The sequence below is a fragment of the Rossellomorea aquimaris TF-12 genome, from assembly GCF_001648555.1.
Classification (GTDB): domain Bacteria; phylum Bacillota; class Bacilli; order Bacillales; family Bacillaceae_B; genus Rossellomorea; species Rossellomorea aquimaris.
This window is the reverse complement of the sequence record NZ_LQXM01000028.1, coordinates 326,844-347,580: the sequence shown is the minus strand read 5'-3', so window position 1 is coordinate 347,580 and position 20,737 is coordinate 326,844. Positions and strand designations below refer to the sequence as shown.

At 37.7% G+C, this 20,737-nt stretch carries 23 protein-coding genes; 21 read left to right on the top strand and 2 right to left on the bottom strand.

Going from position 1 to position 20,737, the window contains the following annotated elements; genetic code table 11:
- Positions 1-118: 118 nt before the first annotated feature.
- The 3 genes from gloA2 to IQI_RS13120 all read left to right on the top strand — a co-directional run bounded on the left by gloA2 (position 119) and on the right by IQI_RS13120 (position 2,524).
- Positions 119-508: an SMU1112c/YaeR family gloxylase I-like metalloprotein gene (gene gloA2, locus IQI_RS13130; RefSeq protein ID WP_064093097.1), complete on the top strand. Its 390-nt coding sequence runs from the start codon at positions 119-121 to the stop codon at positions 506-508.
- 522 nt (positions 509-1,030) lie between these two features.
- Positions 1,031-1,930, top strand: coding sequence for a helix-turn-helix domain-containing protein (locus IQI_RS13125; RefSeq protein ID WP_064093096.1), 900 nt, complete (start codon positions 1,031-1,033; stop codon positions 1,928-1,930).
- A gap of 129 nt (positions 1,931-2,059) precedes the next feature.
- Positions 2,060-2,524, top strand: a complete 465-nt coding sequence (locus tag IQI_RS13120) for a hypothetical protein (protein ID WP_064093095.1) — start codon at positions 2,060-2,062, stop codon at positions 2,522-2,524.
- 350 nt (positions 2,525-2,874) lie between these two features.
- On the opposite strand, the gene murB is transcribed toward IQI_RS13120, so the two are convergent.
- On the bottom strand, positions 2,875-3,795 hold the full coding sequence (murB, locus tag IQI_RS13115; protein ID WP_064093094.1) for a UDP-N-acetylmuramate dehydrogenase: 921 nt from the start codon (positions 3,793-3,795) through the stop codon (positions 2,875-2,877).
- Between the two features lie 200 nt (positions 3,796-3,995).
- On the bottom strand, positions 3,996-6,068 hold the full coding sequence (locus IQI_RS13110) for a bifunctional 2',3'-cyclic-nucleotide 2'-phosphodiesterase/3'-nucleotidase (protein WP_064093093.1): 2,073 nt from the start codon (positions 6,066-6,068) through the stop codon (positions 3,996-3,998).
- Between the two features lie 327 nt (positions 6,069-6,395).
- Here IQI_RS13110 and IQI_RS13105 point away from each other — a divergent pair, with 327 nt between their 5' ends.
- From IQI_RS13105 to IQI_RS13020, 18 genes are all read left to right on the top strand, one after another.
- A complete protein-coding gene (locus IQI_RS13105) occupies positions 6,396-7,298 on the top strand; it encodes a DMT family transporter (protein ID WP_082892704.1) in 903 nt (300 codons plus the stop codon).
- 212 nt (positions 7,299-7,510) lie between these two features.
- Positions 7,511-8,362, top strand: a complete 852-nt coding sequence (locus tag IQI_RS13100; protein ID WP_064093091.1) for a DegV family protein — start codon at positions 7,511-7,513, stop codon at positions 8,360-8,362.
- A 621-nt stretch (positions 8,363-8,983) separates the two neighbouring features.
- Complete coding sequence (locus tag IQI_RS13095) at positions 8,984-10,084, top strand: DEAD/DEAH box helicase (RefSeq protein ID WP_328585740.1); 1,101 nt, start codon at positions 8,984-8,986, stop codon at positions 10,082-10,084.
- Complete coding sequence (locus IQI_RS13090; protein WP_064093089.1) at positions 10,074-10,775, top strand: ComF family protein; 702 nt, start codon at positions 10,074-10,076, stop codon at positions 10,773-10,775. Before IQI_RS13095 ends, IQI_RS13090 begins: the two co-directional genes overlap by 11 nt.
- Positions 10,776-10,836: 61 nt before the next feature.
- Positions 10,837-11,250 carry a TIGR03826 family flagellar region protein gene (locus IQI_RS13085; RefSeq protein WP_064093088.1) on the top strand — a complete coding sequence of 138 codons (414 nt, stop codon included), beginning with the start codon at positions 10,837-10,839 and terminating at the stop codon, positions 11,248-11,250.
- Between the two features lie 174 nt (positions 11,251-11,424).
- Complete coding sequence (gene flgM / locus IQI_RS13080) at positions 11,425-11,691, top strand: flagellar biosynthesis anti-sigma factor FlgM (protein WP_064093087.1); 267 nt, start codon at positions 11,425-11,427, stop codon at positions 11,689-11,691.
- 18 nt (positions 11,692-11,709) lie between these two features.
- Positions 11,710-12,192: a flagellar protein FlgN gene (locus IQI_RS13075; protein WP_064093086.1), complete on the top strand. Its 483-nt coding sequence runs from the start codon at positions 11,710-11,712 to the stop codon at positions 12,190-12,192.
- Positions 12,193-12,215: 23 nt separating this feature from the next.
- The gene (gene flgK / locus IQI_RS13070) at positions 12,216-13,775 is read left to right on the top strand and encodes a flagellar hook-associated protein FlgK (RefSeq protein WP_064093085.1); all 1,560 of its coding nucleotides are present in this window, start codon (positions 12,216-12,218) and stop codon (positions 13,773-13,775) included.
- A 14-nt stretch (positions 13,776-13,789) separates the two neighbouring features.
- A complete protein-coding gene (gene flgL / locus IQI_RS13065) occupies positions 13,790-14,695 on the top strand; it encodes a flagellar hook-associated protein FlgL (RefSeq protein ID WP_064093084.1) in 906 nt (301 codons plus the stop codon).
- Positions 14,696-14,772: 77 nt separating this feature from the next.
- On the top strand, positions 14,773-15,363 hold the full coding sequence (locus IQI_RS13060) for a DUF6470 family protein (RefSeq protein ID WP_064093083.1): 591 nt from the start codon (positions 14,773-14,775) through the stop codon (positions 15,361-15,363).
- A gap of 17 nt (positions 15,364-15,380) precedes the next feature.
- Positions 15,381-15,830: a flagellar assembly protein FliW gene (gene fliW / locus IQI_RS13055; RefSeq protein WP_064093082.1), complete on the top strand. Its 450-nt coding sequence runs from the start codon at positions 15,381-15,383 to the stop codon at positions 15,828-15,830.
- A 4-nt stretch (positions 15,831-15,834) separates the two neighbouring features.
- Positions 15,835-16,053 carry a carbon storage regulator CsrA gene (gene csrA / locus IQI_RS13050; RefSeq protein WP_064093081.1) on the top strand — a complete coding sequence of 73 codons (219 nt, stop codon included), beginning with the start codon at positions 15,835-15,837 and terminating at the stop codon, positions 16,051-16,053.
- Between the two features lie 156 nt (positions 16,054-16,209).
- Positions 16,210-17,025 (top strand): flagellin N-terminal helical domain-containing protein, encoded by an 816-nt coding sequence (locus tag IQI_RS13045; protein WP_064093080.1) that lies wholly within the window; start codon positions 16,210-16,212, stop codon positions 17,023-17,025.
- Between the two features lie 556 nt (positions 17,026-17,581).
- Complete coding sequence (gene flaG / locus IQI_RS13040) at positions 17,582-17,941, top strand: flagellar protein FlaG (protein WP_064093079.1); 360 nt, start codon at positions 17,582-17,584, stop codon at positions 17,939-17,941.
- Between the two features lie 32 nt (positions 17,942-17,973).
- On the top strand, positions 17,974-19,506 hold the full coding sequence (locus tag IQI_RS13035) for a flagellar hook-associated protein 2 (RefSeq protein WP_064093078.1): 1,533 nt from the start codon (positions 17,974-17,976) through the stop codon (positions 19,504-19,506).
- Between the two features lie 36 nt (positions 19,507-19,542).
- Complete coding sequence (gene fliS / locus IQI_RS13030) at positions 19,543-19,947, top strand: flagellar export chaperone FliS (protein ID WP_064093077.1); 405 nt, start codon at positions 19,543-19,545, stop codon at positions 19,945-19,947.
- Positions 19,947-20,291, top strand: a complete 345-nt coding sequence (locus IQI_RS13025) for a hypothetical protein (RefSeq protein WP_064093076.1) — start codon at positions 19,947-19,949, stop codon at positions 20,289-20,291. The genes fliS and IQI_RS13025 overlap by 1 nt, the downstream gene beginning before the upstream one ends.
- Before the next feature lie 106 nt (positions 20,292-20,397).
- A complete protein-coding gene (locus IQI_RS13020; RefSeq protein WP_231893419.1) occupies positions 20,398-20,733 on the top strand; it encodes an MmcQ/YjbR family DNA-binding protein in 336 nt (111 codons plus the stop codon).
- The last annotated feature ends 4 nt before the right edge of the window (positions 20,734-20,737 follow it).

The window sequence follows — 20,737 nt, the reverse complement described above, 5'->3', positions numbered from 1 at the left end:
GGTCGGAATGATTACTAGAAGAAAACATAGAACAATAGCCCTTGGTGGGAGCGGTTCGTTTAAGGGGTGCAGCGATTTCCCTAAGTACGGATTTATTATGTAGAAAGGAGGACAACATATGAATTTTAAAAAAATTCACCATATCGCCATCATTTGCTCTGACTACGATAAATCAAAGGAGTTTTATGTACATAAACTTGGTTTAGAAGTGATAAGAGAGATGTACCGGGAAGAGAGAGCCTCATACAAACTAGATTTAGCCTTGAATGGAGAGTACATTATAGAACTATTTTCTTTTCCGAATTCTCCAAAGCGACCAAGCTATCCAGAAGCTCAAGGTCTGCGCCATTTAGCATTTGAGGTAGAAGATGTTGACCAGTCAGTTAAGCAGTTAAATGATGTAGGAATTGAAACGGAAGAGGTACGTGTGGATACATATACAAATAAAAGGTTTGTTTTCTTTGAGGATCCAGATGGGCTGCCGTTAGAGATTTATGAGGTTAGATAAATAGATAGGATTTGGTGCCAGGTACAAAAAGGTGTATTTGTGCCTGGTACCAAAAAATTATGTGAAAATCAAAGGTCCGTCCTTCAAAAAAAAGAGCACTTCTCACAAGGAGAAGTGCTATCTAAAAGGTATTGTAATTTGTCGTAGGTTCATTAAAACATAAAATGAAAATTAGTGAATTCTCGTTCTCACAGGATAATAGAGGATTATTTGGGTTTTTTGAAGGGAAATTAAGGTCTATCTTCAAAAATATTAAAATATTAATATTTTCAGGTGTTCTAGCCTAAAATTATTATTTAACACTAATAAGAGAGGTCCGTCCCTCAAAAAAAGAGCACTCCCCACAAGGAGAAGTGCTGTCAAAAAGGTATTGTAATTTGTCGTTAGATTTATTTAAACATATATTTAAAATGTGTGTATTCTTGTTCTCAGTCAGTTTAGGGGTAAATAGAGAGAATTTTCTCAGAAAATGTAGATATTTCTGTTAAAATATAAATATATTAATATTTTAGAGGTGAGCTTGTGGACTATTCGGTAATCGGGAAAAAGATCAAAGAGTTGAGAAAGGTTGTTGGTATAACTCAGGGTGATTTGGCTGACGGGATTTGTACTCAAGCTCTAATTAGTAGGATTGAAAAAGGAGATATTTATCCTAGTGCTACTGCCCTTTATCAAATTTCTCAAAAATTAGGAGTAGACGTTAACTATTTTTTTGAAATCGGAACAACACCGCGCTTAGATTATGTTAAAGAGGTGGAGTGGCAATTAAGAAACTTTAGAGTGAAACTTAAATATGAAGATATGATGGAGATTGTAAGAGCAGAAGAGAAGAACCCTCTTTTTTTTAAAGACAAAACTAATCTTCAGCTTCTCTATTGGCACAAAGGAATTTATAAGTTTGAAGTTGAAAAAAACATTGAGGCTGGATTTGCTCTATTAGAGGAAGCCTTTTCTCTTACAACGAATAAAAAAAAGGCACTTTCAGAGCGAGAAATTGAAATTTTGATTACATTAGGAGCATTTGAGTTTGGTAAAAAGAATTATCAGAAGTCTTTAGAATTATTTGACGAAGTAAGCCAGGCGATAAATGCTACTACCAAACTGAATGATAAATCGATTAAAACAAGATTGCTTTATAACATAGCTAGAGTACTAACAAGGTTAGGTAAGTATGATGAATCTATTGATTATTGTAAACAAGCCATTAATTGGTGTATTGACGAAGAGCATTTATTTGGACTGGGTGAGTTATATTATCATACAGGGTATAACTATGAGTTAGAAGAGAAATATAAAAAAGCTCTGCCATATATTAATAAATCGATTTTAATTTTCGAAATGTATGAAGATAATCGTTATTATTCCTACCTTAGAAATAAACGCGACGAGATTATTTTAAAAATAGAAAACGAAGGTGTGTAGATACTAGAACAATTGGTGGGAGAATTTATTATTAAATCTTTACGAATCAGTTATTCGTAAAGATTTTTTTACATAGATCCAGCTCGTCTCTCATAAAGATGTAAATATATATGAAACTAGAGGTGGGACATGAAAAGAAAAAGTCCATTCCCTATCCTGATTATTATCATTATGAGTATGGGATTAATTGCTTTTACACTATTTAAAATAATAGGTAGCAACCCAATGATCCAAAGCCCTGAAGAAGTGATTAAAACCTTTTACCAATATGAGAAGGAAGGGGATTTCGGAAACTCATGGAATCTTTTTCATTCAGAGATGAAAAAAAGGTTTGCAAAGTCAACTTATATTCAAACGAAGAATCATGTGTTTTTAGGTCATATGGGAGTAAAAACCTTCGACGTGAAGGTGGGAGAGGTTAAAAAGGTAAAGAGGTTTACATTCAGTAAGGATGGGCTAACGTTTAAAGATGCAAGGAAGGCAGAGGTTACCTTACTTTTTGATAGTCAATTTGGTGAGTTGGTCATAAATCAAACCTGTTATGTTGTGCGGGAAAAAGGTGAATGGAAGGTTTTATGGAATTATAATTTTTGAAAAGAAGAAAATGGAAATGATTTTACTTTAAAAAATGGTTTTAATTTGAAAGTACGGGGTATAAATTAACTAATTATTTAATAAAGGAGGTCATTAGCTGTGTCGCTGTTATATGTAAAGGCTCGCGAAAAGTATGAGTTAGACTCGAAGGTAGCTCACCCCCAAGTGACTCAAATGCGCGAATTTCGAAGAACAAAGCCCGCACCTGTTGTAAAAAAGAGCTAATGGAACCCAACGTTTAACAAATGAGTGAAATCCTTCAGTCTAAAATTTATTTTAGGCTGTTTTTTTTATTTTGACACATAAATAAGAAAATCCAGGCTCTATATGCCTGAATTTTCTTTTTCACTTTATTCCAAATCCTCACCAATAATTCTTACTTCTCGCTCTAATTCTACATCAAACTTTTCTTTTACCGTTTTCTGTACATGTTCGATCAATGAAATATAATCGGATGCTGTTGCGTTATCTTTGTTAACAATAAATCCGGCATGCTTTGTAGATACTTCTGCTCCTCCAAAATTAGTTCCTTGTAGCTCACTATCTTGGATGAGTTTTCCAGCGAAATATCCAGGTGGTCGTTTGAATACACTTCCGCAAGAAGGGTATTCTAGCGGTTGTTTTGATTCTCTTTTGTAGGTTAAGTCGTCCATAACTTCCTTAATTTCATCATAATCTGCTGGTTTTAAAGTAAATGTTGCTTCTAACACGATGTCTCCATTGTCGGAGATGTTACTATGACGGTAATCAAGCTCAAGGTCAGCAGCTGTTCGTTTCACGAGATTTCCTTCTCGATCCACTACATAGCAATAATCAAGAACATCTTTGATTTCTCCACCGTAAGCACCTGCATTCATAAACAACGCTCCACCAACTGTACCGGGAATCCCACATGCGAATTCTAGACCAGAGAGCTTTTCAGCTAATGCTCTTCTAGACACATCAATAATAGCAGCACCACTCTGTGCTACGATCTGTTGGTCATTCGTTTTGATGTCTTTGAAGTTTTTTAAATGAAGGACAATACCGCGAATTCCACCATCTTTTACAATTAAGTTGGATCCGTTTCCTAATAATGTGAATGGAACATCCACTTCATTTGAAAGTTTCACAATGCTCTGTACCTCTTCATATGTGGTGGGAGTTAAAAAGAAATCTGCTCTTCCACCAAGCTTTGTATACAAATGCTCTCTTAACAATTCGTCTCGTTTAATATTGTCAGAATGCATGACGTTTGATAATTGTTCGAACACTTTTTCTTTATTGTACATTCTATATCAGTCCTATAAAGTAATTTTCTTATCCTTAATACTAAATCCTACCCTAACATTATATGATGAAAACCCATGAAAGTTAAATGGTTTCCTATGGCAGGTGGAAATCTCATTCTAAAGGTATGGTTAATAGAGGAGGCTTTAAGTTTAATATAAGAAAAAGAACCCCCATAATGGAGGTTCTTGGTAGCACTGTCTTATTCTTTAATATTAAACGATTTAGCCACTGCAGAGATGAAGTTCGTCATGAAATTTCCTTTTTTCTCTTGTCCTGGGTTTGTAGCACCGCTTTGCTTGAATTTTATAGAATATTTTGCAAAGCCACTTTCTTCGGTTTTAATGTACTTATACGTTCTCGCATCATGAATATATTGTTTAGCTTTAGGAGAGGTTTCAAATACAACATTTACATCTCCATGGATTGGAGCAAAAGTCCAGTTGCCATCTGCTTCAGGATTAATACTACCTTTTTCCATTATATAATTAATAATCACATTTCGATTCTCGTCTGGAGCTTGAATAATGATGTTAGATCCATCAATTCCTGGGAAGTGTCCGCCTCCGCTAGCTCGATAATTGTTTGTTGCCACAATGAACTTTTGATCTGGATCAATTGGTTCACCGTTAAATGTAAGATTCTTTATTCGGTGCGAGTCTTCATTGATAAGTTTACCGTCCGTTCCATACCTTGCTGGTTTCGTTACATCAATTTCATACGTGACACCATCAATGACATCATAATTATAAGAACGGAAATCTCCATTTACAAGGGATTGTTCTTCTGAAGTTTCTGTATCAATGTGATTAAATTGTCCTGCAGACATTTCTAACCATTCTTTTACCTGAGAACCATTGATTAAGACTGCTTGTAGCGTATTAGGATATAAATATAGGTCTGCTACGTTTTTAATGGCAATTTCACCGGCGGGAATATCTGTGTAATAAGAAGAATCTCCACGAGTTCCTGCTTTAAATGGTGCTCCAGCTGATAATACAGGTATTCCTTCATACTCAGTACCTTGAATATACTTTTCAACATACCATTTCTGGGCATTCGTTACAATTTGTATAGAAGGATCATCTTTCACCTGCGCAAAGTAGCTATTAATTGGAGACGTTGTTTCTCCCACTGCACTTCTTACCCAATCTATCGTATCATTATGGTCTTCTTCAATAGCGCTGAAAATTTCTTCGTCCCGATCTACCAAAGCATTCCCATCTTTATCAGCAATTCCCCTTGTTGAGGTCTGTGAATTTACAACTGCCCATTTTCCATCTTTGTGTTCTAGCTCAAGATCTACAAGACCTAAATGACTACCCCAATATCCTGGCATAACTGAAGGTACTCCGTTGATCGTTCCTTTTTTCGTATCTACACCTTCAATTCCATCATAGGAAGAGGAAGGGAAGGTACCATGTGAGTGACCGAAAAGAATTGCATCTATTCCATCTACTTTAGAAAGGTCGTATGTTGCATTCTCTTCCATTCCGTCATTGGTTACCGTCCCAATTCCAGAGTGTGGAATGGCAACGATAATGTCTGCGCCATCTGCTTTCATTTGTGGAATGAACCTATTGGCTGTTTCAACCATATCTTTTGCAATCACTTTGCCTTCAAGGTTTGCTTTGTCCCACTGCATGATTTGTGGTGGAACAAATCCAATGACTCCAACTTTGATGGAATGTTTTTCTCCATCTTCATCAATAACTTCACGATCGAGTATTTTGTATGGTTCGAAATAGTTCTGATCATCAGACGGATCGTTATTTCCATCATTGATAAAAACATTGGCGTTTACATATGGAAAATTAGAGCCCGCCAATGATGTTTCTAGAAAATCCAACCCATAGTTAAACTCGTGGTTTCCGACATTTCCAGCATCGTAGTCTAGTAAATTCATTGCTTTATATACAGGGTGAGTTTCACCAGATTGAAGTGGATTTACTTTTGCCACGTAGTCACCCAGTGGATTTCCTTGAAGAAGATCGCCGTTATCAAATAAAAGACTGTTTTTTGACTCTGAACGAGCTTGTTTAATAAGAGTAGCGGTTTTGACAAGGCCATATTTGTTTGTTTCTGTGTCTTGGTAGTAATCGTAGTTTGCAAGGTTTACATGAATATCCGTTGTTTCGAGAATGCGAAGTTTTACAATATCCTGATCCATTACATCAGCATACGTAATTGAAGGAGTGGCTTGTGGAATAAGAAGACCTAATGCTAAGGTAGAGCCGGCAATAAGCTTTTTTTTACGTGAGACAGAATTTTTCATCAATGGTATCTCCCCTAAATATGTATTTATTGTCAAACAATTACATCCTAGCATAATAATTTAAATTTAAAATGGTTTAAAAGTATGATTTATTTGAAAAATGTTATTATTTTGTAAATGGATTTTTGTCATTCTCTTTTGCCAAAAAACAAGGGTAGTTCAAGAGGATGTTCGTTTAAAAACACTTTCTGTATGGATGCTAAATAGTGTTTACTTTTATTTGTCCAATAAGATAGGATAGATATATTGTAAAATCCGTTATAGCATCTAAATATCTATTAAATTATACATTTAGGACAAAAGGTGATGTCGGAAGGAGGAAGCAGGTTGGCTCGACTATATATAGCATTAATAGGCCTAAGTCTTATTTGGGGAATGTCCTTTGTTTTCATTAAATGGCTTGTTGATCCGGTAGGTGTGTGGGGAACGGTTTTCTTACGTTGTTTGGCAGGTGCTCTCGTACTTCTTCCTATCTTCTTTAGACAGAGAAGAAAAGCAGAAAAGAAGCCGTTACCCTTATGGAAGTTATTCGTTGTGGGCATAGGAAACGCAGCTCTCCCTTGGACTTTGATTGCCTTAAGTGAAACGCAGATTAACAGCAACACAGCCTCCATTCTCAACGCAACGACACCGATTTGGACAGGATTGGTTGGTTTTTTACTTTTCTCTGTCGTTTTAACGAGCTTTCAATGGGTTGGTATTATAACTGGTTTCTTCGGTATTTTAGTATTAATGAATTTCGAAGTGAGTGGCATATTTTCATCTGATTTTGTTGGAGTGGGAACAATGGTTTCAGCAACGCTCTGCTATGCATTCACCTCCCAATTTACGAAGAAATACCTCGCTGGAACGAGTGTTGTGGTGATTTCCACGTTTCAGCTGTTAATTGGTGCAGGAGTCGGTTTTGTTGGTATGCTAATGACTAGTCCGATTTCAATGGGAAGCCTCTTATCTGGAGAAGTCATTCTCGGTATCATTGGACTAGGATGCTTTGGATCTGGAGTTGCAACACTTCTTTATTTTTATATAATGACAAAAGGTAGCCCGGAATTTGCGTCTACGGTGACGTACCTTATTCCTGGCACCGCCATGATATGGGGATTCTTATTGCTGGGAGAATCTGTGACGCCTAACCTGCTATTAGGATTACTCATCATTTTTGTAGGAGTATTTTTATCCTCAAGGAAATCGAAAAAAGTCATTTCGTCCTTACGTGTTGGAATGAGATAGAAATTTAAACAAACGTTTGATTAAGAGCATGAACCCTTTGTAGGAATGGGTTTTTCAATCTTAAACAAACGTTTGATTTATTTTTAAAAGGCAATAATTAACGCCGTTTTTACGTTGAACATAGTGCAAAATACGCTATATTCATATAAAATGATAAGGATACATAACATAGCCTATTAGTGATTGAAAAATAGATAAAAGGAGGGGATTTTATGAAAACAGCCATTGTCACGGATAGCACCGCCTACATCTCCAATGCATTGCGCGATCAACTAAACATACATATGATTCCTCTAAGCGTCATTTTCGGAGGAGAAACCTATCGAGAAGAGATTGATATTACAGCAAACGAGTTCTACGAAGAAGTAAGGAGCCAGGACAGACTACCAACCACTTCGCAGCCTCCTATTGGACACTTCGTGGAGCTCTTCGAAACACTTTCCAAGGAGTACGATGCAGTCATTTCCATCCATTTATCAAGCGGCATCAGCGGAACGTACCAAGGGGCCGTTAGTGCAGGAGAAATGGTTGAAGGAATTGACGTCTATGCCTATGACTCAGAAATCAGCTGTATGGTTCAAGGTTTTTATGCCCTTGAAGCAGCAAAGCTCGGTCGTGAAGGAAAGACAGCAGAGGAAATCGTCACTTTACTCGACGAAATGAAACAATCCGTTCGAGCCTACTTCATGGTCGATGACTTATCACATCTTCAACGCGGTGGCCGTTTATCAAGTGCTCAAGCCATTATCGGCAGCCTGCTACAAGTAAAACCGCTTCTTCATTTTGTGGACAAAGTCATTGTTCCTTTCGAAAAAATTCGTACAAAGAAAAAAGCATTAAAACGAATTGAATCCCTCCTTGAAGAAGACGTGAAATCAGGAGAGATCTTTCAAGCATCTATCATCCATGCCAATCGAGAAGAGGAAGCAATGGAATGGATGGAGGAGCTTCAGAGAAAATATCCAAACGTCGAATTTGATGTTAGTTATTTTGGTCCTGTAATCGGAACTCATTTAGGTGAGGGTTCGATGGGAATGGGATGGAGTCGTAGGGTTAGTCAGTAGGGAGTTGGTGGTGCCTGGTACAAATGGCAGGAGAAGTGCCAGGTACAAAAGGAAGGATTTGTGCCAGGCACCAATCGTAAGGGGAGTACCAGGCACCAATCGCAAGGAAAGTACCAGGCACCAACCAGTGAAAATGTACCAGGCACCAAACCACCAACTACGTACCCGCTCCATCTTTTTGAAGGAATTCCCAACCCCAACAAAGAATAATATACCTAACCCCAAAAAGGAGCGATGCCATTGCGCTATGCACTAGTAGAAAATCAATTAATACCCGAACCATTCCACGATAATCTATCTTCTCCCCTTCAAAAAATAGCCGACTTCATGAACCTACCCCCACAACCTCTCAATAAAGATTTCTCCTATTCTCCTAGACTACAATCCTTTCTCAGCGGACGATCCCTTTTATTAGATGAAATGCCTTTCGATCTCAAATGTCTTCATGAACATTACCTGAACGGCTACCTTACTTATGGAAAGGGAGTGGAACAGAACTGTTGCCATCGATGCGGCAACACCCGGAATTTTGCTTCCTTTCAATGTGCAAGGTGCTACACGAAATGTACCTATTGCCGAAACTGCATTATGATGGGACGAGTCTCTGAGTGTACTCCACTATTGAGATGGACTGGCCCAACTCCTGAAAAGACCTGTGTTAGGAGCTTCTGTTGGTCTGGTGTTCTTTCACCTGCACAAAAAGAAGCATCCGATAGAGTCGTTGATGCCATTCAATATGATAAAAGCCTATTGGTTTGGGCGGTATGTGGAGCAGGGAAAACGGAAGTCCTATTTGAAGGCATTCATGAAGCTCTCAAGCAAAACAAACGAATCTGCATCGCTGCTCCTAGAACAGACGTGATTCTTGAATTATCTCCTCGGCTCCAAAAGGTTTTCCCAACCAACTCTATCACCACCCTATTCGGAGGTTCAGAAGAACGTCATAATTACGGACAGCTTGTTTTGTCTACCACTCACCAGCTCTATCGTTTTCAGGATGCATTTGATGCCATGATCATTGATGAAATGGATGCCTTTCCGTATTCCTATGACTCTTCACTACAATGGGCAGTGGAAAAAGCACGCAAACCCTGTTCCTCTATTATTTACCTAACAGCCACCCCTGATAAGAAAACACAGCAGAAATGTAAAAACAGAGAACAAAAATATATTAGAATTCCTGCCCGATTTCACAAGCAGCCCATTCCTCTGCCACGGTTTGTCTGGTGTGGAATTTGGAAAAAGGCTCTTGAGAAAAATAAACTTCCACCTCCTTTGAAAAAATGGACACTCCACAAACTACAGCAAGAAAAGCTAGCCCTCATATTTTTTCCAACTGTTGAACTCATGGAGAAAGCCTTGCCTCTTTTTCAAGAACTGAACCCTCAAATCGATTCCGTTCATGCAGAAGACCCTTTAAGAAAAGAAAAAGTCACCAAAATGCGTAATAAAGAAACTCCGATCCTATTAACTACTACTATTTTGGAAAGGGGAATTACCATTCCTAATATTGATGTTGCGGTGCTGGGTGCAGAAGAAAGGATATTCACTGAAAGTGCCCTCGTTCAAATCAGTGGAAGAGTAGGAAGAAGTGCCGAATTTCCAAGTGGAGACATCGTCTTTTTTCACTTTGGCCGTACAAATGAAATGGTCAATGCTCTTCTTCATATTGATCGTATGAACAAGGAAGCTAGAAAGAGAGGATTGTTTCATGGAAAATAGCTGTCTTTATTGTGCTGGTGAAATTGTCGAGGTTATGTCATGGTGTAGTATATTTTCAAAAGAGAAATCATTTCTTTGTGTAAAGTGTGAGAGTCAACTAGAAAAAATCAAAGGGAAGCGGTGCAGGGTTTGTTCTCGTTCTCTTGAAACTCTCCCACCTGAATTAATAAAAGGTGAGGTTTGTTTCGATTGCTTCCGTTGGGAGTCAGATCCTAAGTGGCAAGGGATATTACACAATAACACTTCTATCTTCTATTACAATGACTTCTTGAAAGACTATCTTGCTCAATACAAATATCGAGGGGATTATGAATTGGCAAAAAGCTTCACGCCTCATATAAAATCCTGCCTAAAATCTCTTCATTTCGACATCATCATCCCGATCCCTCTAAGCAAAAAACGACTATACGAACGAGGTTTCAACCAATCCACAGCTCTTTTAGAAAAATTAGAGGTCCGTCCCTCAAACAACCTTTCTCGAACACATTCAGAAAAACAATCGAAGAAATCGAGACGAGAGAGGCTTGTGAAGGAGCAGGTTTTTCGATTGGATGAATCGAATGTAGAGGGTAAGTCGATTTTGTTGTTTGATGATATTTATACGACGGGTACGACGTTGAGGCAGGCTGCTAGAATTTTGAAGGTGGCTGGTGCAGTAGAAGTTTCATCCTTAACTGTCGCCAGGGGTTAAACCAAATCCACATCCTGCCGATATAGGTAGTAAGAGAAGTGTATCATCAGGAGGAATAGATATGTCAGAAATTATGAATTGTCCACGTTGTAATGCTATTTTTATGAAAAATCAATTTCGTGATGTGTGTGATAAATGTTATAAAGAAGATGAAAAAATGTTTGAAACCGTAACCGGATTTTTGAAAAAACGAGAGAATCGTGCTGCTACCATGGAGACAGTCTTGACCGTTACAGGAGTGGATGAAGAGCTTCTGTATAAATGGGTGAAAAAAGGGCGAATTCATTCTAAGCAATTCCCAAACCTGGGTTATCCTTGTGATAAATGTGGGAAGATTATACAAACCGGAAGAATTTGTGACGGGTGCGCCGGTGGACTGATAAGTGACTTAAAAAAGTTTGAAGATGAGCAAGAACGGAAAAAACAAAGAGACTCGTCTCCTAGTACGTATTACACAATGAAAGATAAACGCTAGCTAGAAAGAAGACAGTTTGTATTTCCTCAGATTGTCTTTAAATCTTTTATAGGTCCTTTATAGTCTAAATAAAATTAGGAATAACTGACCAATGGGTAATACTAAACATTCTTTTTAACAATCCGATATAATAGGTAGTAATCAATCGAACGTGAAGAAAGCGAGGGGAAAATGATGAAGATTAACAATATCGGTAATCAAAACATCAATCCTTACAAACGTAACATGAATAAAATGGATCAAGTAGCGAAGACAGGAAAAACCGCTGCAGATAAAATTGAGATTTCTTCTACTGCGAAGGAAATGCAGGAAGTATCGAAGCTGGGGAAAGAACGTCAAGCCAAAGTAGAAGCACTAAGAGATCAAGTGCAGAACGGTAACTACACCATTGACGCAAAAGCCATTGCAAAAGGCATAAAAAATTTCTATCACCAAAACTAATGGAAGGAGAGGTCAAACATGTTAATCACAACTCTGGAAAAGCTTTATAAGTTGCATAAAAGTTTATACGACCTCTCCGTTCAGAAAACCAACGTTATAAAAAAAGGTAATATGAATGAGCTTGATCAAATGTTAAAAGAAGAGCAAAAGCATCTTGCGGCTATTCATACAATTGAGTTAGAGCGACAACAACAATCGGTTCTCTACTTACAAGCACAAGGTGTTCAATCCAACGGTGCTCCAACGATTTCTCAGTGCATTGAGCATAGTTCAGAAGATGATCGACAGGAGCTCATTACCTGGCAGCAAGAGCTTGTTTCCATCATAGACGAGCTAAAGAATCGAAACGAATTGAATCAAAAGCTAGTCTATCAATCTCTTCAATTCGTCAATATGAATCTATCAATGATGCAACCTCAACCTGATCAATCCACTTATACACGTCCAAATGGTGAAAAAAATTCACCTTCTGGGCGATCCATGTTTGATTCAAGAGCATAATTATTTGAAACGGAGGCAACACCATGCGATCCACTTTTATGGGGCTAGAAACAGCTAAACGAGGGATGTACACTCAACAAGGTGCCCTTTATACAACTGGCCATAATATCTCAAATGCCAATACACCTGGATACACTCGTCAACGAGTAAACTTTGAGCAAACAGAACCATATCCTGCTCCTGCCATGAACCGTCCACAAATTCCTGGTCAAATTGGAACAGGAGTCGAAGCCGGTTCAATTCAGCGTGTTCGTGAATCGTTTCTGGACGTACAATACCGTGGCGAAAACAACAAGCTTGGGTATTGGGATACGAAGATGGAAGCTATGAAAAAGATGGAGGAAGTTATGAATGAACCCTCTGATTCAGGCTTGTCAAAAACGATGGATATGTTCTGGCAGTCCCTTCAGGATTTGGCTGTAAACCCGTCGAACTCTGGAGCCCGCTCTGTTGTCCGTCAACGTGGAATCGCTGTTGCTGAAACGTTTAATTATTTGTCTTCCTCGTTAACAAATGTGAGAAATGATTTAAACTACGAGCTTTCTGTGAGCGAAAAACAAATCAACTCTCTAACAAGGCAGATTGATAAAGTAAATAAACAGATTGCTGATGTAGAACCACACGGCTATTTGCCAAATGACCTCTATGATGAGCGCGATCGATTGATCGATGAACTATCTCAACATGTATCGATTCAAACGAGCTACCAATCAAATGGTGGAGCATCCTCCCCGGTTGCTGAAGGAGCCGTTACGGTAAAATTAGTAGGAAAGAATGGGAATTTCGCCGTTAATCTTGTTGGGAAAAACGGAGCAAATGAAATTAAAGTTTCTCAAAAAGGTTTTAAAGACACAGTAGATAGTGTCACAATAGGCGGTCAAACCTTAGGGATTAATGACTTTTTATCTCAAGGAGAAGGAAAGCTGAGAGCGCTTATCGATACATATGGATATGTAGATAAAAATGGTAAAGCAACCGGCTCTTATGTTTCTATGTTAGATGAATTAGACAGTATGGCCTATGAGTTTGCGAAAGCCTTTAACGAACAACATCAAGCAGGAGTAACCCCTGCACAAATAGAAGATCCAACTGCACCTGATACTCCGAAATTCTTTCAGGATTCTGCTGATTCTTCATTAGGTTTGGACACTGTAAGTAAAGAAGGATTTGCCCAAAGAATGCAAATCGCCGATGAACTGAGCAACTTAGATATGATTGCAACGGCAAGTAAAGATAATCCGACTCTTGGAGACGCAAAAAATGTTATTGCTTTAGCCAATATCATTACCACAACAAAATTACCTTATGGAGAAAAGGCAGCTTCTTTCCAAGCGCACTTCGAATCCATCATAGGAAAAATGGCTGTTGAGTCCCAAGAATCTGTACGCCTATCGAATAACTCTAACGTCCTTCGTTCAGCAGTGGACGAACGACGAATGTCCGTCAGCGGTGTTTCACTAGACGAAGAAATGACTGATATGATCAAATTCCAGCATGCATACAATGCCTCTGCCAGAATGATCACCTTACAAGATGAAATGCTCGATAAAATTATTAACGGTATGGGTACCGTTGGAAGATAGGTAGGTGAAAAATAATGCGTGTGACACAAAGTATGCTAACGAACAACTCTATGAGGAATCTTAGTTCCTCCTATGGACGAATGGGCAATCTTCAGGAACAACTGGCTACTGGGAAAAAGATTACGAAGCCTTCTGATGATCCGGTTGTTGCCATGAAGGGGATGTTTTATCGTTCGAATTTAACTGGGATTGAACAGTATAAGAGGAATCTTTCAGAGTTGTATTTATGGATGGAGAATTCTGAGGCGGGGATTGATCATGCCAATCAGGGACTTCAGCGTGTTCGGGAACTAACGATTCAGGGTATGAACGGAACGCTAAGTGATGACGACAAAAAAGCTGTCGCAGTCGAAATAGAACAGATAAAAAAAGATCTTGTTGGTGTCGCTGAAACAAAGGTTGCAGGACGTTATATTTTCCACGGTACAGACGTAGGAAGTTCGCCTGTAAAGAATGGTGCGCCCGCAGATGGTAGTGCGCCTCAAGTAGCAGATAACCTAACAAATATCGCTATTGGGAGCTATAATGTAGAAGTGTCTCAAGGAGTCTCGTTAAAAGCTAATGTAAACCCTGGTAATGTATTCAGTCAGAAGCTTTTTGATACAGTACATACCATACAAAAAGCTCTAGAGACAGGCAATGCTTCAGGCCTTGAAGCTGAATTAAAAAATTTAGATGAGGTCATGGAAACCTTATCAGCAGAACGTTCGGAATTAGGTGCCCGTTACAATCGTTTAGAAATGATTGATGATCGCTTGTCTCAACAAGAAGTGGTAGCAAATCGAATCCTCTCGGACAATGAAGATGCAGATATCGAAAGAGTCATTACTGATTTAAAAACACAAGAAAGTGTACATCGAGCTGCACTTGGTGTCGGTGCTCGAATTATTCAACCGACTTTGATGGACTTTTTAAGATAAAAAGCAAGGGGACTGACCCTTTAAGGTGTTTTGTCACCTTATGGGTCGTCTCCTTTTTTTAATGGAGGTGAAAGAATATGAACTTACCACAAATCAGATTGCAATCAACCCCTTCTACCCTGGAAATTCGAACAAATGCTGGGAGAGTAGATATAGAAACGCCACCACCCTCATTAGACATTCAACAGCCGAAAGCTAAGATGGAAATAGAAAGACGACCTTCCAAACTGACAATTGATCAAACAGAAGCTAGGGCCGACATGGATTTAAAGTCTGTGAGGAGACGTATTGAAGAATTCTCTAGACAAGGATATGAAGATTGGTTGGCGGGGATAGCTCGAATGGCACAAGACGGTGATGAGCTTATGATGATTGAAAATGGTGGAAATGCCATAGCAGAACAAGCAAGAAGAAACAGTGAGAATCCAATGTACGAATTTAACATCGGCTGGATACCTTCTGCAGGTAGTGTAAAGATCCAGTATGACCCTGGCAACGTGAAAGTGAATATTGAACCCCAAAAAGTGATTAATAATACGCAAGTGCAAAAGCCGATAATCAATGTCTCCAAAGCAAAAGTAGATATCAGTGTTAAACGTTATGCAGACTTGCAAATTGATTTTGTAAACCTTAAACATGTTGGTATTCAATATGAACAAGAAATTTAATAAGAAGGAATGAGATCATGAAAATCGATACTAAATACCACGGAGAAATTGAAGTGAATCAAGAGGAAACCCTTATTTTTGAGCAGGGAATACCGGGTTTTATAGAAGAGAAGAGATTTATCATGCTCCCACTTCCAGAGAATGAATGGTTTCAAATTTTGCAATCTACTAAAACTCCACAATTGGGATTTGTTGTGACTGATCCTTTTATCTTTTTAAAAGAATATGATTTTGTTCTAGAACAAGGGAGTGTTGATTTGCTCGAGAACCCTTCGGATAAAGAAGTGAAGGTCTTCTCTATCTTAAACATAAAAGAACCTCTTCACCTATCAACTGCAAACCTTCAAGCTCCTATTATTATCAATCTATCAAACAACAAAGCGAAACAAGTTATTTTGAACAACACAACCTATCAAACTAAACACTTAATCTTTGTACAACCAGAGGACACAGACAAGAAGGGGTGAGAAGATGCTAGTTTTAACTAGGAAAACAGGAGAAACAATTCAAATCGGAGAAAATATTGAATTAACTGTGGTTTCAGTAAATGGGGAGCAAGTCAAACTTGGCATCAACGCACCCAAGAATGTAGAAATTCATCGAAAAGAAATTTATCTTAATATTCAAGAAGAAAATGCTGCAGCATCTAAGGGAATTGACAACCTTTTCAATATTTTACCTAAAAAATAATTATTTTTCACAAAAACTATTAAACTCATCTAAAAGGAACCGATATTAACATTGTAAGCAAGGAAGAGAAGGGCGGCCGACCTTTTTGTTCTTTGCAAACTAAAACTATAACAGTTCACAAGGATGTGAACTTACTTTCAAGGAGGAAATTTAATAATGAGAATTAATCACAATATTGCAGCCTTAAATACTTACCGTCAACTGAGCAATGCAAATGGAGCTCAAGGAAAATCTATGGAAAAACTATCTTCAGGTCTTCGTATCAACCGTGCTGGAGATGACGCAGCTGGTCTTGCAATTTCTGAAAAAATGCGTGGTCAAATCCGTGGGTTAGACCAAGCTTCACGTAACTCTCAAGATGGGATTTCTTTAATCCAAACTGCTGAGGGTGCATTAAATGAAACACATTCAATCTTAAATCGTATGAGAGAACTAGCAGTTCAATCATCCAATGATACGATGACAGCTGATGACAGAGCTCAAATCCAAAAAGAAGTAACTGATCTTACTGCAGAGATTAATAACATTGGTGGTAAAACTCAGTTCAATACACAAAACCTTCTAGACGGTACTTATACAGGAAAAGTGATTCAAATCGGTGCTAATGATGGAGAAAACCTTACAATTAGTATCGCTGACATGCAAGCAGGTACATTGGGAGTAGGCGCAATCGATTTAGGAACTGATTCTGCAACTTCTAGTGCAGCAATTACTACGATTGACTCTGCAATCAAATTAGTTTCAGATGAAAGAGCGCAATTAGGTGCAAAGCAAAACAGACTTGAGCATACAATTAACAACTTAGGTACTGCTTCTGAAAACCTAACTGCTGCTGAGTCTCGTGTTCGTGACGTTGACATGGCTAAAGAAATGATGGAGCAAACAAAGAATTCAATTCTTGCTCAAGCTTCTCAAGCAATGTTAGCTCAAGCTAATCAACAACCTCAAGGTGTATTACAATTACTTCGTTAATTAATTCTATTTTTGATAGAATTAATAGGCTCTGGGATATCCCGGAGCCTATTTTTTAGAGTTATTATAGGTATAAAGTAATAGGAGATTGATACAATTTAGAGTTTTACAATCCTAATAATTATAGAGATCCCCACTCCAATACTTCTTGGTCCCTACATCAAGTCGGTATCAGAAATCGCATTGATACATCCATTCCAAAAACAGGTTGAGTAACAAATAAAATGGTGAAATATTCTTACTTTAGTAATGAGTTTTATACATAAAAAAAGATAAATCCAAATAAGGATTTACATATTTCAATCAACAAGTCATAAATGATGCTGAAAATGGCAAAAAATCTAGGACAATAAATTATATTGTAGATAGAGATGAATTACCTCGTGTAAAACATCTTATTATTCAGTAGGACCTCTATTATGAAAATTCTTTAAGAATGATTTCTGTAAATATACGAATACTGAATAAGTTTACTCCTTATATGATTTACTTTATAAATTAAACTTTTTTAGATGAACCACCGATATAACTAATATAACCCTGAGGAGGATAAACAATGATTGAAAAAGTGGTAGGGAGTGTATCGAATAACCAACAATCATTTACCAAAATTGAAGCCAAATCTAATGAAACAGTAAACCAACTTCTAGTGCAGAATGGACAACAGGAAGTAACCAAAACAGCACCTGTCACAAAAGAAAAGATGGAAGAAGTCCTGCATGGGATGAATGAGTTATTATCAGCTTCCAACACACACCTTAAATTTGAATATCACGATAAATTAAAAGAATATTATGTAACAATTGTGGATGAGCAATCACAGGAAGTAGTAAAGGAAATTCCGGCAAAAAAGATTCTCGATATGTTTGCGGCAATGACTGAGTTTGTGGGGTTAATGGTTGATAAGAAGATTTAAAATAATGATAGATAGGACGAAAGGAGAATACTATGGCTAGTGATATGCGAATTAGTGGACTTGCAAGTGGTATGGATACCGAGCAAATTATAACAGATCTCATGAAAGCTGAACGAATTCCACTAAATAAATTAGAACAGAAAAAACAATATCTTGAGTGGCAACGCGATGATTATCGGAGTATGAACAAGATGATGTTTGATTTTCGTAATCTTATTTTTGATGGTGTCATGAAAAAAAGTACGTATAACCAAAAATCTGTTACAGTCTCAAACCCAAATGATCTTGCAGTTAAAAATATTAACTCTACAACAGATTTTTCAGGAACAATTAATATTCAAAGCTTGGCGACAGCTGCCACTATGTATAGTTCAGGACAAATCACTCAATCAGATGGTGCAGCTTTTGATTCTAGTAAAAAACTAAGTGATTCATTTGGACTAACTGGGCTACAGAGTATAAAAGTTAAAGCAGTTAATGCGGATGGTACAATGGCTACGGACTTCACAGAAATTACTTACACTGCTGAAGATGAATCACTGGATAGCTTAATAGCAAAAATTAATGCACAAACGGGTGTTTCCGTGTTTTATGATTCGCAAACGAAGAAAATGTCAGTCATGAGTAAAAACACGGGGAATAATACCGCAGGAGCGGAGATTGAGCTTCAAGGAGACTTATTTACAACTCATTTAAAGCTGGATACTGATAACGACACAGCTTTCGCAAATAGTAGGGGATCGGTTGGAACAAACGCAAAGTTTACATACAATGGCATGAGCACAGAACGTTCTTCTAATACCTTTACAATTAATGGTTTTGAATTGTCGTTAAAAAATGCTTCTAACACAAATGTAACATTTAGTTCACAGCCGGACACAGAAAAAATATTAGAGAAAATTGTTAAATTTGTTGATGAATACAATAAGTTAATCGAAAAAGCTAATGGCGAACTGAATGAAAAGAAATATCGAGATTTCCAACCACTTTCTGCTGAACAAAAGGAATCGATGAATGAAAAAGAAATCGAGATGTGGGAAGAAAAGGCTCGGAGTGGTACGTTACGAAATGATTCTGTACTATCGTCGGCTATGAACAAAATGCGAATAGATTTATATACTTCTGTGTCTGGTGGAGTTTCAGGTATTGATCAATTAACCCAAATTGGAATCAAGACATCAAGTAATTATCTAGATCGAGGAAAGCTTATTATAGATGAAAGCAAGTTAAGAGAAACGATTTCTAAAGATCCTAATGCTATTTATGAAATTTTTGCAAAAGATGGGGCCACATCTGGTGAACAAGGTATTGCTCGACGTTTACGTGAAACCTTGAAAAATACGATGGACAGTGTAGAGACAAAGGCTGGGAAATCTACAAGTATAAATAATACTTTTACATTAGGACGTTTATTAAATAATATGGATAATCAAATCGATCGGTTTCAGGAACGTTTAATGCAAGTAGAAGATCGCTATTGGCGTCAATTTACAGCAATGGAAAAAGCAATACAGAGAGCAAACTCGCAATCTATGTATCTTATGCAACAGTTCGGTGGAATGTAATTAATAGTAAAGCAACAATCTTAAAGGAGTGTCACTATGGCAATCAATAACCCTTATACAGCATATCAAAACAACTCAGTCAACACAGCTTCCCCTGGGGAACTTACGCTAATGCTTTATAACGGAAGTTTGAAATTTATTCATTTAGCGAAAAAAGCCATTGAAGATAAAAATATTGAACTGAGAAATACGAACATCCAGAAGATACAAGCCATTATACAAGAATTAATGGTTACTCTTAACACAGACCTTGAAATTTCACAGAATTTAATGTCTTTATATGACTACGTAAACCATCGTTTAACAGAAGCAAATATAAAAAATGATGTGGCTATCTTAGAAGAAGTAGAAGGACTTATCAGTGAGTTTCGAGATACATGGAAAGAAGTTATTCAACTCAATCGTCAGAAACAGCATGCTGGCCAAGGTGGAAAAGCATAATGAGTTCTATCCTTCGCTGCCACTCTATCACGAAAGAATTAAAAGAAGTAATCGAACAAGGAAATGAAAGTCGGGATGCAAAGATTGAAAGAATTGAGGCTCTATTAGAAAAACGACAAAGTTTACTTGGTTCACTTAATCCACCTTTCTCAGAAGAGGAGCAGGCTCTAGGGAAGCAGATGATGACCTGGAATAAAGAAATTGACTCCAAATTAGTTCAAATACGAGCAGAAGTTAAGCGAGACATGAATGGATTATCAAAGAAGAAAACATCTGCTCAAAAATATAATAATCCATATGAATCCATGCAATTCGATGGAGTATTTTATGATAAAAAGAAATAAATAGTATTTAACGATGAAGTCTCAATAAATTGAGGCTTTTTTTGTAAGGTCGAAAATGAAAGTATTCAAATGCTATAATAGTAAAAAAATGGTGGAGGTAAGGTTTATGTTAGTAGATAGAGTCAGAGAGGTATGCATGGCATTCCCTACTGTTGATGAACGCGTAGACGGCTTCGGTCACACTTCCTTCCGGGTGAAGGATAAGCCCTTTGTTATTTTAGAAGAACAAGCGGAACTCTCTTTATCTATTAAAGTACCCCCCACAACTCAAGACATTTTGCTGGAACAGACAGGGTTCAGAAAAGCTCCCTACATTGGTAGGCACGGCTGGATAGTGGTGGAGATTGAAGAGGTAAACTGGAAACAGATTGCAGACTTGATTCGAGAAGGTTATGTAAGAGTAGCTCCAAAAAAATTAGCAAATGAAGTTCTGAATGGATGAAGTA